The following is a 15458-nucleotide window of genomic DNA, read 5'->3' as shown; positions in this document are numbered from 1 at the left end:
CTTGGCCTCGACAGACGTAGCGATCATCGGGCTGGCGTGCAAGTTCCCCGGAGCGGCCGGCCCCGAGGCCTTGTGGCGGCTCATCCGCGACGGGCGGGAGAACACCCAATTCGCCGGGGAGGCACAGCAATTCGACGCCGACTTCTTCAACCTGTCGCCGCGCGAGGCGTGCGCGATGGACCCGAGGCAACGGCTGGCCCTCGAACTGACCTGGGAGCTGTTCGAGAACGCATTCATCGTTCCCGACACACTGCGGACAGAACCGGTTTCGGTGTACCTCGGGGTGATGACGGATGACTACGCCGCGCTGACCCTGCGCGACCTCGCCGACAACCTCGACCACCACACGTTCACCGGCATCAGCCGGGCGATGATCGCCAACCGGATCTCGTATGCCTTCGGGCTGCAGGGGCCCAGCATGACCGTCGACTCCGGCCAGTCCTCGTCCCTGGTGGCGGTGCACCTCGGATGCGAAAGCGTGCGGACCGGGCAGTCGTCGCTGGCCATCGCGGGCGGGGTTCACCTCAACCTGGCCGACGAAATCGCCATGCTGGAACGGGAATTCGGCGCCGTGTCGGTGTCCGGCCACACCTACGCTTTCGATCGGCGCGCCGACGGTTACGTGCGCGGTGAGGGCGCGGGGCTGGTGCTGCTGAAGCCCCTGCCGGCCGCGCTCGACGACGGCGATCGCATCCACGCCGTCATTCGCGGCAGCGCCGTCGCCAACGCCGGGCACAGCCCGGCCGGCCAGACCGTGCCGTCGGCGCGTGGCGAGGCCGACGTGATCCGCCGCGCGCTCGCCGACGCCGGCCTCGAGGCGGCGGACATCGACTACGTCGAGGCCCACGGCACGGGAACCAAAGTGGGTGACGCGATCGAAGCCCAAGCGCTGGGTGAGGTTTTCGGCGTGCGCGCACACGATCCGGTTCGGGTGGGATCGGTGAAGACCAACATCGGCCACGCCGGCGGCGCCGCCGGGGTGGCGGGTCTGCTCAAGGCCGTCCTGTCGATCCACCATTCGACGATTCCGCCGAGCCTCAACCATGCCGGCCCAGATCCCGAGGTGGATCTGAATCGCCTTGGACTGCAAGTCAATACCGTGGCGGTGCCCTGGCCGTCCACGCGCCACCCGCGGCGGGCCGGGGTGTCCTCGTTCGGCATGGGCGGGACGAACGCGCACCTCGTCGTGGAACAGCCTCCCGCCCAACCCGATGCGGCGCAATCGAACTCAGGCTTCACGGTGCCGTGGGTGCTCTCGGCCCGATCCGAACGCGCGCTCACCAACCAGGTGCGGCGGCTGTCGGACCACCTGGCCGAGCGGGAGGATCTCACCCCCCTCGACGTGGCCTGGTCATTGGTCAGCACCCGGGCGTCTTTCGAGAATCGCGCGGTCGTGGTGGGTGGCGATCGTGGGGAGTTGGCAACGGGATTGGCGGCGCTGGCGGCGGGGCAGCCACATTCGGGTGTGTCGGTGGGCCGGGGCATGCCGCCGGGCAAAACGGTGTTCGTCTTTCCCGGCCAAGGTTCGCAGTGGCTCGGGATGGGGCGCCAACTCTACGACCGCTTCGAGGTGTTCGCCCGCGCCTTCGACGAGGCCGTCGAAGTGGTGGACGGGCATGTGCGGCTGCCCTTGCGCGAGGTGATGTGGGGCGCGGGCCCGGAGTTGTTGCAGAGCACGGAGTTTGCCCAGCCGGCATTGTTCGCGTTGGGGATCGCGCTGGCGGCGTTGTGGCGATCCTTCGGTGTCGCACCGGATGTGGTGATGGGACATTCGGTGGGGGAGATCACCGCGGCGTGCGTGGCCGGGGCGCTGTCGCTGCCCGATGCGGCCCGGCTGGTGGCGGCCCGCGGCCGGCTGATGGGACGGCTGCCGGCCGGTGGGGTGATGGTGGCGGTCGGCGCCGGCGAGGCCGAGGTGGCCGCGTTGATGGACGGTGGGGTGAGCATCGCGGCGGTCAACGGCCCGCAGTCGGTGGTGCTCTCCGGCGAACAGACACCGGTCGCGGCGCTGGCCGATCGGCTGGCGCAAACCGGTCGGCGCGTACACCGGTTGGCGGTCTCCCACGCGTTTCATTCGCCAATGATGGAGCCCATGCTGGGCGAGTTTTCCGCGGTGGCGGCCGGCATCGAACCGCGGCGCCCCCGAGTCGAGTTGGTCTCGAACCTGACCGGGCGGCCGGCCGATGCCGAGTACGGATCGGCGCAGTACTGGGTGGAACACGTGCGCCGGCCGGTGCGCTTCTTCGAGGGGGTGCGCGCCGCCGAGGCGGGCGGCGCCGCGATTTTCCTCGAGCTGGGACCGGGCGCGGCGCTGACGGCCGCCGTGGACCAATCGCTGAGCGCCGAGCGGGCGGCGTCGCTGGCCACCATGCCCAAGGACCGCCCCGAGACGGAATCGACGCTGGCCGCCGCCGGGCAGCTGTTCACCCGCGGACTCGACCTCGACTGGGCGGGCGTCTTCGCCGGCCTGAACGCGCGGCGGGTCGAATTGCCGACGTATGGCTTTGCGCGAGAGAGGTTTTGGCTCGGCGACGGGCGCGGGCCGGGGGGATCGGGGGCCGCGCCCGCCGCCGTGACGCGCTCGCCCGACTTGGCCCAGCGGTTGCACGGCCTGCCGCGCGACGAACAGCAGCGTGTGCTGCTCGGGTTGGTGTGCGAGCACGCGGCGGCCGTGCTGGGATATCCGGGCGGACAGGCCATCGACCACGACCGCGCCTTCGGCGACCTCGGGTTCGACTCACTGACCGGGGTCGAATTGCGCAATCGCCTCACCACACATGCCGGGACGGCGTTGTCACGCACGGTGATCTTCGACTACCCGACCCCGGCCGCGCTGGCCGATCATCTTCGCCGGCAACTACTCCATGACGATCGCGAGGAATCCGACGACGAAAAACTATGGTCCGCGCTGAGGAGGATTCCTGTGCGTGAACTTCGCAGAACGGGATTGCTCGACAAACTCCTATTACTCGCCGGTGTGCCGGAAACACCCGAAGGCGACGCAAATGAACCCGGTCCCAGCGGTGACGATATCGATTCTTTGAGCCCCGACGATTTAATCGCCATGGCGCTCAATGCGGCGGAAGACGACGAAATCGAATGACGAATTCCCCGCTGGCGGACATGATTACGCGTACACCACGCGCAGTCAATCTGACATGTGTTGAATACCAGAAACTTTTGCAAGACCACAGCCAACCGAATAAACTTCCGGCATTACGCGGAATCGTGTTCACGTTGGTTGGCAATCAAGAGAGTAGAGCATGAGCGTCATCGCGGGTGTGTTCGGCGCTTTGCCGCCGCATCGGTACAGCCAACGCGAAATCACCGACCACATCGTCGAGTTCCCCGCGTTGAAGGAACACGAAGAGATCGTCCGGCGTCTGCACGCCGCCGCCAAGGTCAACAGCCGCCACTTCGTCCTGCCGCTCGAGCGGTACCACGCGCTGACCGACTTCGGTGATGCCAATGAGGTCTTCATCGACAAGGCCGTGGAACTTGGCTGCGACGCGCTGCTCGGCGCCCTCGACGAGGCGGGGCTCGTCCCGCAAGACATCGACACGATCGTCACCACGACCGTCACCGGCGTCGCGGTGCCGTCGCTCGACGCCCGGATCGTGGGGCGCCTCGGCCTGCGCCCGGACGTGCGCCGCGTGCCGCTGTTCGGGCTGGGCTGCGCCGGCGGGGCGGCGGGGGTCGGCAGGCTGCACGACTACCTGCGTGGCGCCCCCGACGGCGTCGCCGCCCTGGTGTCGGTCGAGCTGTGCTCGCTGACCTTCCCCGCGGTCGGCCCGACGGTGTCGGGGCTGGTCGGGACCGCGATGTTCGGCGATGGTGCCGCCGCGGTGGTCGCCGTCGGCGACCGTCGCGCCGAGCAGCTGAGCGCGGCCGGGCCCGACATCCTCGATTCGCGCAGCCGCCTGTACCCCGAATCGCTGCACATCATGGGCTGGAACGTCGGCTCGGCCGGCATTCAGCTGGTGATGTCGCCGGAACTGCCCGCCGTCATCGACCGGTACCTGGCCGACGACGTGAGCCGGTTCCTCGCCGCGCACCAGCTGACCAAGGACGACGTCGGCGCCTGGGTGACGCACCCCGGCGGCCCCAAAGTCATCAATACCATCGCCAAGTGCCTCGAGCTGCCGCCGGAGGCGCACGAGCTGACCTGGCGCTCGCTCGGCGAAATCGCGAACCTGTCGTCCGCGTCGGTGCTGCACATCCTGCGGGACACCATCGCCAAGCCACCGCCCGGCGGAAGCCCCGGGCTGATGATCGCGACGGGACCCGGCTTCGGGTCCGAACTGGTGCTGCTGCGCTGGCACTGAGCGGGTCGCTTCCGTAGGCGGCCGGTGTTGTCGGTGGTGGCTGTGATGATGACAGCATGTCGTCGATCGCGTCCGCTGAGGCCGTGGTGGTCACTGCGAGTGACCGTCTTGAGGTGCTGTTCGAGGAGCTCGCGGAGTTGGCCGGTCAGCGCAATGCGATCGATGGGCGCATCGTGGAGATCGTGGCCGAGATCGATGGCGACGGGCTGTGGGGTGTGACCGGGGCGCGCTCGGTGCCGGCGTTGGTGGCCTGGAAGCTGGGCTGCTCGTCGGCCAACGCGCACACGCTCGCTGCGATCGCGGGCCGGTTGGAGGAGTTTCCCCGTTGTGCGGCGGGCATGCGGGAGGGTCGGCTCTCGGCCGATCAGGTCGGGGTGATCGCCGCCCGCGCGGGCCAGGGATCCGATGCGCATTACGCGCAGCTGGCCGCGGTCGCCACGGTCAACCAGCTGCGCACCGCGGTCAACCTCGAACCGCGACCTGCACCCGAACCCCGGCCGTGGTCGGGGCCCGAGCGCTCGCTGACCAAGGCCTCCGACGACGACGGCAGCTGCTATCGGATCACACTTCCCCACCATGATGCCGCCAAGTTCGATGCGGCGGTGGCCGCGCATCGCGAGGCGCTGATCGCCGAGTGGAAACACGACCACGACGAGGGCCAGGGCGTTTCAGACCAGCGGCCCCCATTGCCGAGTACGGTCGATGCGTTCATGCGCCTGGTCGAGGCGGGTTGGGACGCCGAGGCCACCCGCCGCCCGCATGGGCAGCACACCACCGTGGTGGCCCACCTCGACATCGAACGGCGCGCTGCGGCGTTGCATCTGGGTCCGCTGCTCTCAGATGCCGAGCGCCGCTTGTTGACCTGTGATGCCACCTGTGAGGTGTGGTTCGAACGCGACGGCGAGGTCATCGGTGCCGGCCGGGCGACGCGGGTGATCAACCGACGGCTGCGCCGCGCCCTGGAGCACCGCGACCGCGCGTGCGTGGTGCCCGGTTGTGGGGCCACCCGTGGTCTGCATGCCCATCACCTGTGGCATTGGGAAGACGGTGGCCCCACCGAGTTAGCCAACCTGGTGCTGGTCTGCCCCTATCACCACCGGGCACACCACCGCGGCGACATCACCATCACCGGGCCCGCTGATGCTCTGGTCGTCACCGACGACGACGGCCGACCACTGGACCCGGGATCGTTGGCGCGTCCACCCACTGGGCCCCCGCCCGCGGTGCCGCCGTGTCCGGGGCCTACCGGCGAGCGCGCCGATTGGTGGTGGTATGACCCCTTCCAACCCCAACCACCACCGACAAACAACTAGCCCGGCCACCGGGCACGACCGGCACAGTGTTGGCAATCAAACACGATGGCGCATAAGGGAATTCATTCCTACCACCCGGACGCCTACCGACGCCGCGTCAGGAAAACCGTTGCCGCTCACCGCTATTCGAGCAGCTCCGAGAGCTCCAGCCAGCGGCTCTCGGTCGCGGCGACCTCGTCTTCGAGCGCGCGCAGCTCGTGCGTGAGCCGGGTGATGCCGACATGGTCGGACTGGTCGTGCGCAGCGAGTTCGTGGTGTTTGTCCTTGATCCGGTCCGCCAGCCGCACCAGCTGGCGGTCGAGGGAGGCCACCTCTTTCTCCGCGGCGCGGCGCTGGGCGCCCGACATCGCGGGCTGCGACGGCCGCGACGCCTGCGCCTGCGACGCCTGCGCCGGCCGCGACGGCCGCGCCTCTTCGGTGGTCGCCCCGTCCTTCCGCCGCTCGGCCAGCCGCAGGTACTCGTCGATGCCGCCGGGCAGGTGCCGCAACCGGCCGTCGAGCACCGCGTACTGCTGATCGGTGATCCGCTCCAGCAGATAGCGGTCGTGCGAGACGACGATCAGCGTTCCCGCCCAGGAGTCGAGCAGATCCTCCATGGCGGCCAGCGTGTCGGTGTCCACGTCGTTGGTCGGCTCGTCGAGCAGCAACACGTTGGGCTCGGACAGCAACGTGAGCATCAGCTGCAGCCGCCGACGCTCGCCGCCGGAGAGATCCGCCACGCGGGCGGACAGCTGGCCGCGTCCGAAGCCGAGCCGCTCGAGCAGCTGGGCCGGGGTCACCTCGCGGCCGTCGACCTGGTAGGCGCCGGGCAGCCGGCCCAGCACGTCGGCGATCCGGTCGTCGTCGACCGCGCCCAGCGCGTCGCCCTGTTGGTCGAGGACTGCCAGCCGCACCGTCTTGCCGCGTTTGACGCGGCTGGCATCGGGCGCGATCGTGCCGTCGATCAACCCCAGCAGCGTGGACTTCCCGGCGCCGTTGCCCCGACGATGCCGGTGCGCTCGCCCGGGGCGATCCGCCACTCGACGTCGCGCAGCACCGGGCGGCCGCCAAAAGAGACCGACACGTCGAGCAGATCGATCACGTCCTTGCCGAGGCGGGCGCTCGCCAGCTTGGCCAACTCGACGGTGTCACGCAGCGGCGGCACGTCGGCGATCAGCTGGTTGGCGGCCTCGATCCGGAACTTGGGCTTGGAGGTCCGCGCCGGGGCGCCGCGACGCAGCCACGCCAGCTCCTTGCGCATCAGGTTCTGCCGCTTGCCTTCGGCGACGGCGGCCATCCGGTCCCGCTCGACGCGCTGCAGCACGTAGGCCGCGTACCCGCCGTCGAACGGCTCGACGATCCCGTCGTGCACCTCCCACGTCGTGGTGGCGACCTCGTCGAGGAACCAGCGGTCGTGGGTGACCAGCAGCAGCCCGCCGGTGTTGCGCGCCCAGCGCCCCTTCAGGTGGCCGGCCAGCCAGGTGATCCCCTCGATGTCCAGATGGTTGGTGGGCTCGTCGAGCGCGATGACGTCCCATTCGCCCACCAGCAACCTGGCCAGCTGCACCCGCCGGCGCTGCCCGCCGGAGAGCGTGGCAACCGTTGCGTCCCAAGCGATGTCGGAGACCAGCCCGGCGACCACGTCGCGGACCCGCGGGTCGCCGGCCCACTGGTGTTCGGCGGCATCGCCGACCAGGGTCCACCCCACGCTGTGGTCGGGGTCCAGGGTGTCGGCCTGGCTCAGCGCGCCGACCCGCAGCCCGCTGCGCTGGGTGACCCGGCCGGAGTCGGGCTGTTGCTGGCCGGTGAGCAGCCGCAGCAGGCTGGACTTGCCGTCGCCGTTACGGCCGACGATGCCGATTCGCGCGCCGTCGTTGACCCCGAGCGTGATCGACCCGAACACCACCTGGGTCGGGTATTCGAGGTGTACGGCCTCGGCTCCGAGTAGGTGCGCCACCGGCCCGACCCTACTGGCGCGTGCTATTCCAGCGTCAGCAGCGCCTGGTCCACATGGCTTTGCGTTTCCGCTGACGCCTTGCTGGCCACGGCGTCCAGGAAGCGGCCGGCGACGTCGCGCACCTTGAGGTTTTCCTCCTGGGAACGCCACACCAGGATGTCGAACGCCCGCTCGGCGGAAATGCCGTAGGTGACCATCAGCACGCCCTTGGCCTGCTCGATGCGGGCCCGGGCGTCGGCGACCGCCGACAGCACATTGGTGATGTCGGTGTGCAGCGAGTCGGTGACGTCGACGTAGAAGCCGGACGTGCCGGCCAGCGCACCGGCGTCGTCGACCATCCGATCCCCGGCGACGACGACGCAGTGGGTGCGCCCGGCGGTGTCGATGATGCGGTGCCGGCTGCTGAACGGCTTCCCCTTCATCACCCGCTCCAGCACGGCCGCCACCCGTTCGCGGTCCTCGGGATGCTTGTGTTGCAGCAACAGTTCCGTGGTGGGCTGCACCTGTCCGGGCTTGTAGCCGTGCATGCGCGCCACCGCGTCCGACCATTCCCAGCGATGGCCGTCCAGAAAGAACCGGAACCGGCCGACGCGCTGCGGATCGCCGAGACCGAGCACCGAGTCGACCGCGGTGAGGTCGCTCTCCTCGACGACGTCACGCATGAGCGCCTCGCGGCGCTCCACGGTTTCGTCGTCCGAGTTCACTGTCATCGCGCCTTGCTCCATTCCCGTTTGTGAAAACCCTGGCGTATCGGTTCCCGTTTTTTGCCCCGTCCATGCCTGCCGGCAGCGGATGGGTCGCTCAGGCCACCCGGTACCGCTCGGCGTCGCTGTGCTTGAACTCCAGGCCGAACCCCGGCCGGTGCTGATCCGGCCGCAGGGCGCCGTCCTCGGGGGCGAGCGCGCCCTCGAAGAGCATGTGCTCGATGCGGTGGTGATCGTGGAAGTACTCCAGGTGCCGCAGATTCGGGATGGCGGTGGCGACGTGGGCGTGCAGGTTGGGGGCGCAGTGCCCGGAGACGTCCACGTTGCGGGCGGCGGCCACCGCGGCGGCGCGCACCCAGTCGGTGATGCCCCCGCAGCGGGTGACGTCGATCTGCAGGCAGTCGACCGCGCCGGCGGCCAGCATTCGGTGGAAATAGGCCAAGTCATAGCCGTATTCGCCGGCGGTGACGTCCGGGGTCACCTGGTCGCGCACCTCGCGGAGCCCGGCCAGGTCGTCCGAGGAGACGGGTTCTTCGAACCACGTGACGTCGTGATCGGCCATGGCGTGGGCCACCCGAATCGCCTGCTTGCGTTGGTAGGCCCCGTTGGCGTCGACGTACAGTTCGGTGTCGGGCCCGATCACCTTGCGCGCCAAGGCGATTCGATCAAGATCGCGACGCTCGTCGGAGCCCCATGACTCGCCGATCTTGATCTTGACGCGCGGGATCTGCCACTCGTCGACCCAGCGTTCGAGCTGGGCGCGGGTGGTGCGTTCGTCATACGTGGTGAAGCCGCCGCTGCCGTAGATCGGCACCTTGGGATGCGCCATGCCGAGCAGTCGGCACACCGGCAGCCCCAGCAGCTTGCCCTTGAGGTCCCACAGCGCGGTGTCGATCGCCGAGATCGCGCACGACACCAAACCCGGCCGCCCGTTGTTGCGCATCGCCTTGACCATCGACTCCCACCGGGCGGGGATGTCGACGGCGTTGTGCCCGGTGAGCGTGCCGGCCAGCGGCCCGGTGATCAGCTTGCCGGCCGCGCCGTCGCCGTAGGTGTAGCCGATTCCGCGCTCGCCGCCGGCCGACACCTCGGCCAGCACCAGCGTGGTCGACGACCAGGCCAGGGTCCCGTCGGCTTCCGGTGCGTCGGTGGGGATCTTGTAGACCTGCGCGGTGACCTCGTCGATGGGCGTGTCGAGCCGCGCGGCGGTCGTCATCGCGCCCACCGGCGGCCCGCGCGCGCCGTGAGCCACGCGCCCACACCCGCGGCGCCCAGCGCGCCGGTGCCGCTGACGACCGGGTGCTGCGACGCCCACAGCTGCGGGCTGTGGGTGTGCGACTCGTCGTCGAATTCGCCGCGGGCGCCGTGATCGCTGCCGGGTTGCTGGTCGAGCGGTTCCCAGAGGTTGTGGGGCCGGCCGGCGCTGACGTGCTCCTCGGTCTGCTGCGAGTCGTATCCGGTGCGACCGAGGTAGCGGTCCAGCAGCGGCGCGACGAACTTCTGCGCCAGCAGCGTCACCATGGTGGAATCGCCGACCCAATACTGTTTGCGCCCTGGGTGATCCGCGGCGTACAGCACGCCGCGGGCGGCGACCTCGGGCTGATAGATCGGCGGCACCGGTTGGGGGTGGCGGGGCAGCCGGGACAGCACCCAGGAGAACTGCGGGGTGTTGACCGCGGGCATCTGGACCACGGTGATCCGCACCTTCGAGCCCTCGTGGAACAGCTCGCAGCGCACCGACTCGGTGAACCCGTTGATGGCGTGTTTGGCCCCGCAGTAGGCCGATTGCAGCGGGATGGATCGTTGCCCGAGCGCGGAGCCGACCTGCACGATGGTGCCGCGGTCGCGGGGGCGCATCTTGGCCAGCGCGGCCATGGTGCCGTGCACGTAGCCGAGGTAGGACACTTCGGTCACGCGTTTGAACTCCTCGGGGCTGATCTCGGTGAACGGCGCGAACACCGAGGTGAACGCCACGTTGACCCAGACGTCGATGGGTCCGAACGTGGCTTCGGCCTCGTCGGCGGCGGCGACGACGGCCGCGTGGTCGGCGACGTCGGTGGGGATGGCAAGCGCTTTTCCGCCGCCGGCCTCGACGTCACGGGCCGCGCCTTCCAGCCCCGCGGCGCCGCGGGCGAGGAGGGCGACGTTCGCGCCGCGCTGCCCGAACTGCTGGGCGGTGGCGCGCCCGATGCCGGCGCTGGCTCCGGTGATCACCACTGTTTGAGTCATCGCAATCCCTTTCGCTCGCTGTCGGGCACCCGATCAGTCATGGTGGGCGGCGTCGTCGGTGAGGGTGGCGGTGCATTCCAGCATCAGCGCGTGCGCGAATGCCTGTGGGAGGTTGCCGCGGAGCTGGCGCTGCTGCACGTCGTATTCCTCGCAGAACAGGCCCGGCGGCCCGCAGGCGGTGCGGTTGCGCTCGAACCACCGCATCGCGCAATGGGCATGGCCCTGTTGGTGTTCGGCCAGCGCCATCATGAACCCGCAGAGCAGGAACGCTCCCTCGGCGTCGCCGAGGTCGCGTTCGTCGTGCCGGAAGCGGTAGACGAACCCGTCGTCGGCGAGTTCCCGGCGAACGGCGTCCAGCGTGGCGATGGTCCGCGGGTCGTCGGCGGGCACCGCCCCGCGCACCGGCGGCAGCAGCAGCGATGCGTCGACCCCCTTCTGCCCGGGGCTGCGTTGCCAATACCCGTGCGGGTGCAGGCTTTCCGATGCGGTCTCGGCGAGGATCGCGTCGGCCAGCGGAGCGCACGCAGCCACCTCGGGTCCGGCGCCGGCCAGTTTCGCGACGGCGCGTAACCCCCCCACGCAGGCCAGACGTGACTGCGTCCAGCGCTCGTTGTCGATCTCCCAGACGCCCGCATCCGGTTCGCGCCAACGCTTTTCGATGGCCTTGATCGCGGTCTGCGCCGCGCGCCAGCCGTCGGCATCGAGTCGGTCGGCGGCGCCCGCCTTGGCCAGCAGCTGGAGTGCCTCGCCGAAGGCATCCAGCTGGAATTGCTGATTGACCCAGTTGCCGATCTTGTCGGCGCCGCCGGGATAGCCGGGCAGGTCGAGCGTTTCCTCCCCGGGCACGGCGCCGCCGGTGATGGTGTAGGCGGGCTTGAGGTTCGGGCCGTCCTCGAGCAGCCGGGCGCTGATGAACTCCACCGCCCGGTCGAGCAGCTCGGTCGTGCCGACGGCGGCGGCGGCCATGCCCGCGTACACCTGGTCGCGGATCCAGGAATAGCGGTAGTCGTAATTCTGGTTGGAGTGCGCGCGTTCGGGCAGGCTCATGGTGGCGGCGGCGACCATGCCGCCGCCGCTGCTGGTCAGTCCCCGCAGCACGGCGTAGGAGCTGCGCCCGTCGCGGGGAGCGATGGTGCAGCTCAGCTCGGGCACACTGCGCTGCCAGGCCGCGGGGGTGGCCTCCCAGGCCAGGTCGGGGTCCGGGGGCTGGTCGGGCAGTGCGTGTTCCGACAGTTCGAGCACCAGGTCGTGGTGCTGGCCCTCCTCGAGTGTGATCTCACAGGTGAGCAACTCGCCCTTCTCCTGGGCGGCCCGGACGGGGCGCGCGTCGCAACCGGCCTGCCAGCGCCAGCGCAGCGGCCCCGAGCGGGCGCTCCACACCCGGTCATGAACGGTCGCCTTGCCGGGGCCGTGCCGGCCGAATCCCGCACTCGGCGCCAGCAGCACCCGCACCCGCGCCGTCCCGCGGCAGCCGGTGAGCCGCCGCAGCAGCACCGCCCGGTCCGGGTCGCCCGGAAAGGCCAGCGCGTCACGGCATTCCACGATGCCGTCGCGGGTGGTCCACCGGTTGCGCCAGATCAGGCTGCCCGGTTCGTAGTAGCCGCCCCAGACGTGCCGCACGTCGGTCGGGGTGACGGCGTAAACCCCGCCGCCGCCAATGAGATTGGAGAAGACGGCGTCGGAATCCCAGTGCGGCGCGCACATCCACGCCACGTCGCCCTGCGGTCCGATCAGCGCGCCCCGCTCGCCGTCTGCGAGCAGCGCGTACTCGCGCAGCACGCGGGGGGCGAAGGTGGTCGCGGTGTCGATCTTCAGGTCAGCCACGGGCTCCAGCCTTCGACCCCCGCCCCACGCCGGTATCGATCTTTCCGGTGGCCATTCGTTCGGCGAGCCGCGAGGCCAACGCCATGATCGTCAGCGCGGGATTGGCGGAACCCTGGGTGGGGCACACCGAGCCGTCGGCGAGAAACAGGTTCGGCATGCCCCAGACCCGGTGATCGGAGTCGACCACCGAATTCTGTGGCCCGGTGCCCATGCGGGCGCCGCCGATCAGGTGGGCGAAGCGCTCGATGGTCAGCACGTCCTGGGCGTCGGCGGCGTGCAGGATGTCGCCGATCACCTTGGTGGAGTAGGCCATGTTGGCCTTGTCGTTGTCGCAGAGCGTGTAGTCGAACCGGGCGACCGGGATGCCGTACGGGTCCTTCTCTTCGGCCAGCGTCACCCGATTGTCCGGCAGCGGTAACAACTCGTTGAGCACGCCGACGGTCGCCCAGTGGTTGTAGTCGCGCATGTACTCGCGCAGGGCGCGGCCCCAGTGCCCGTCCGCCATCACGTGTTCGGCCCAGCCGATGGGCATGGGCGACACCGTCTGGATGGAGAACCCGCGGGCGAACCCGCGAGAGAGGTCGGTCTCGTAGAACTGTTCGGAGGTCACCTCCGGGGGAGGCGCCTTGTACATCCGGACCTCCTCGGACCAGCGGCCCGCGGACTGGGTGGCGCCCTGCACCATCACGTAGCGCCCGACCTGATCGTCGTTGTTGCCCAACCCGTTCGGAAAGCGCTCGCTCACCGAGTTCAACAACAGGCGCGGTGTTTCGATCGAATACCCAGCTACGGCAACAACTTTGGCGCGCTGCAACCGTTCTTTGCCGCCCACCTCGTCGTAGTAGACCACACCCCGCGCCGCGCCCGTCTCGTCGAGTTCGACGCGCGAGGCCATGCAGTTGGCGCGGATCTCCACGTCGTGGGCCAGCGCGTCGGGAAGGTGCGTGACGTACGGGCTGGCCTTGGCGTTGACCTTGCAGCCCTGCAGGCAGTAGCCGCGGTAGATGCAGTGCGGGCGGTTGCCGAACGTGCCGTTGACGATGCCCACAGGCCCCACCCGCATCTCGATACCGAGCTTGAGCGCGCCCCGCCAGATTTTGGCTGCCGCCCCCGAAATGGGATGCGGGGCAAAGGGATAGCGATGCGGGTCGCCCCACGGCCAATTCTGGCCGGCCACCGGCAACTCGAGCTCGACCTGCTCGTAGTGGGGTCGGATGTCCTCGTAGCGCAGGGGCCAGTCGGCGCCCACCCCGTCGAGGGTGCGGGTCGCGAAATCGCTGGGGTGGAACCGCGGGGTGTAGCCGGCGTAGTGCACCATGGAGCCGCCCACCCCGCGCCCGGAGTTGTTCTTGCCCAGCTCAATTGGGTCGTCACCGCCGATGATGCGCTTCTGGGTCCAGTACAGCGCGTGGGAGCCGGCCTCGTCGGACACCCAGTCCTCGTCGGGGTGCCAGAAAGGGCCGGCCTCGAGGATCACGACCCGCCAGCCGGCGCGCGCCAGCCGCTGCGCCAGCACCGAGCCGCCGGCGCCGGCCCCGACGACCACCAGGTCGACCTCGTCGTCGTCGCGGTAGCGGCGCATGGTCTTTTCGCCGGGCAGGTCGCGCGAGTGCACGTCGAGCAGGAACCGCGACTCGTTGTCCTTCGGGCCGACGGCCCCCTTGAGCAGGCCCCGCCAGAAGTCGCCCATCACAACTCACCGTTCTGCACGACCTGCACGGGGTCTTCGTCGGTGGCGCCGGGCATCTCGTACGGTTCGCGCGCGGCGTCGGGCCCGGTGGCGCCGCCCAGGCGCATGAATCCGCGCGGGTAGGCGGGGCCGCCGAACCCGATCTCGTTCCAGGCCCACGGGTGGGAGTAGAAGCCGGACAGCGTCATTCGCATGCACACCGACCAGGCGCGCTTGACGTTCAGGTTCTCCCAGGCGCCGCCCTCCAGCTCGCCCTGCGAGAACTGCCCGACGATCTGTTCGCGGGTTTCGGTCCCGGCGGCGGCGAAGGAGGATGCGCCGTATCTGGCGGCGGTCTCGTCGAGCCCGCGCAGCACCAACCGCCACGTGTCGCGGTCGTCGGGCATGTCCGCGTACTGGTAGCCGTCGAGGCGCCCGTCGGCGAGCTTGGAGTCGACCGATTCGGCCGCCGGGACGCGCGGCTCGGCGTCCTGCGCGAGCACCGTGTCGCAGAACGCGCGCAGGCACGGCTCCTCCTCTGCGGTGAAAAACCGCAGGGGGCCGGGAGGTTCGAGCCGGGCCAGCACGACTTTCCTGGTGGCCTCGTCCCAGGTGCCGGCGGTTTCCAGCACGTCGAAATCGGGGTAGCGCCCGATCATCTGGGGTGTGGTGCCGCGGCGCTGCTTGGGCAGCCAGGACGGGTGCGGCGGCTTGCCGTGGGGGCGCAGGTTGGGCAGGTGGTCGGGGCGTGAGGTGTCAGCCATCTCAGTGATCCCGATGCCTAACCCCGGAACCGTTCGCGGCGCAGGATCGACGCCAGCAGCCCCATTCCGCCGACCATGCACATCAATCCCGGCGCCGCGATCGGCGGGCCCATGGGCACGTTGTAGGACGCGTGCTTCCATCCGCCCGGCTTGCGGGCGACGCCGCGCGCGTGCAGGTATTCGCCCATCAGACCGTTGGCCGTGTAGATGCCGGCGGTGATCGGGAGCCACAGCTTGGCCCAGCGCCGCGAGAACACGCCCCCGACGCCGGCGACGACCACCGGCGGCGTCACCACGATCGGGCTCCACATCCACTTGTTGCCGAAGCTCGCCTTGTAGTGCTCGAAGTAGATTTCGGCCGTCGTGACGAGCGCCGCAACGGCGGTCAGCCCGGACAGCGAGCGTTCGAAACGACCGTGTGCGACGTCGTACAGCGCCCGCTCGGCCAGGTGCGAGACCTCGCCCAGTCCGTCACTTCCGGCGGTGCGGCCTTTGCGCCGTCCGCCGCTGCCGAGCAACAACATGTGAAGTCCCTTCTGCGCTTGCGTCGTGCCGGATCACCGGCCCGGGCTGGTTTCCTGGGTGAGTCGTGGGGGGCGCAGCGGCACTGCGCTGGGGTGTGCCGTGACCGTGCCGGCCGAGTACGTCCGTCGCGTCATGCAGTGACCTCTCCTTCGGGCTGGAAGGAACGCGG

At 69.8% G+C, this 15458-nt stretch carries 10 protein-coding genes and 1 pseudogene; 3 read left to right on the top strand and 8 right to left on the bottom strand.

Annotated elements, in window-relative coordinates:
• The first annotated feature begins 1 nt into the window (after nt 1).
• The 3 genes from W7U_RS10205 (at nt 2) to W7U_RS10195 (ending at nt 5638) form a co-directional block, all read left to right on the top strand.
• On the top strand, nt 2-3103 hold the full coding sequence (locus W7U_RS10205) for a type I polyketide synthase (protein WP_008257609.1): 3102 nt from the start codon (nt 2-4) through the stop codon (nt 3101-3103).
• 160 nt (nt 3104-3263) lie between these two features.
• Nucleotides 3264-4325 carry a 3-oxoacyl-[acyl-carrier-protein] synthase III C-terminal domain-containing protein gene (locus W7U_RS10200; RefSeq protein WP_008257608.1) on the top strand — a complete coding sequence of 354 codons (1062 nt, stop codon included), beginning with the start codon at nt 3264-3266 and terminating at the stop codon, nt 4323-4325.
• Nucleotides 4326-4381: 56 nt separating this feature from the next.
• Entirely contained in the window at nt 4382-5638 is a 1257-nt protein-coding gene (locus tag W7U_RS10195; RefSeq protein WP_008257607.1) for an HNH endonuclease signature motif containing protein, read from the top strand.
• A 122-nt stretch (nt 5639-5760) separates the two neighbouring features.
• Here W7U_RS10195 and W7U_RS10190 read toward each other — a convergent pair.
• From W7U_RS10190 to W7U_RS10155, 8 genes and pseudogenes are all read right to left on the bottom strand, one after another.
• Nucleotides 5761-7574: pseudogene (locus tag W7U_RS10190) on the bottom strand (ABC-F family ATP-binding cassette domain-containing protein).
• A 23-nt stretch (nt 7575-7597) separates the two neighbouring features.
• Nucleotides 7598-8284, bottom strand: a complete 687-nt coding sequence (locus W7U_RS10185; RefSeq protein WP_008257606.1) for a PAS and ANTAR domain-containing protein — start codon at nt 8282-8284, stop codon at nt 7598-7600.
• A 91-nt stretch (nt 8285-8375) separates the two neighbouring features.
• Complete coding sequence (locus tag W7U_RS10180; protein WP_051070688.1) at nt 8376-9494, bottom strand: enolase C-terminal domain-like protein; 1119 nt, start codon at nt 9492-9494, stop codon at nt 8376-8378.
• On the bottom strand, nt 9491-10507 hold the full coding sequence (locus W7U_RS10175) for an SDR family oxidoreductase (RefSeq protein WP_036428958.1): 1017 nt from the start codon (nt 10505-10507) through the stop codon (nt 9491-9493). Before W7U_RS10175 ends, W7U_RS10180 begins: the two co-directional genes overlap by 4 nt.
• A 33-nt stretch (nt 10508-10540) precedes the next feature.
• Complete coding sequence (locus W7U_RS10170; protein ID WP_008257603.1) at nt 10541-12331, bottom strand: glycoside hydrolase family 15 protein; 1791 nt, start codon at nt 12329-12331, stop codon at nt 10541-10543.
• On the bottom strand, nt 12324-14021 hold the full coding sequence (locus W7U_RS10165) for a GMC family oxidoreductase (protein ID WP_008257601.1): 1698 nt from the start codon (nt 14019-14021) through the stop codon (nt 12324-12326). Before W7U_RS10165 ends, W7U_RS10170 begins: the two co-directional genes overlap by 8 nt.
• Nucleotides 14021-14764, bottom strand: a complete 744-nt coding sequence (locus W7U_RS10160; RefSeq protein ID WP_008257600.1) for a gluconate 2-dehydrogenase subunit 3 family protein — start codon at nt 14762-14764, stop codon at nt 14021-14023. Before W7U_RS10160 ends, W7U_RS10165 begins: the two co-directional genes overlap by 1 nt.
• 17 nt (nt 14765-14781) lie before the next feature.
• On the bottom strand, nt 14782-15288 hold the full coding sequence (locus W7U_RS10155; protein ID WP_008257599.1) for a hypothetical protein: 507 nt from the start codon (nt 15286-15288) through the stop codon (nt 14782-14784).
• Nucleotides 15289-15458: the final 170 nt, after the last annotated feature.

The sequence above is a fragment of the Mycobacterium sp. H4Y genome, assembly GCF_000364405.1.
Classification (GTDB): domain Bacteria; phylum Actinomycetota; class Actinomycetes; order Mycobacteriales; family Mycobacteriaceae; genus Mycobacterium; species Mycobacterium intracellulare.
The sequence above is the reverse complement of the archived record's forward strand: the minus strand, read 5'-3'. Positions and strand labels throughout refer to the sequence as shown.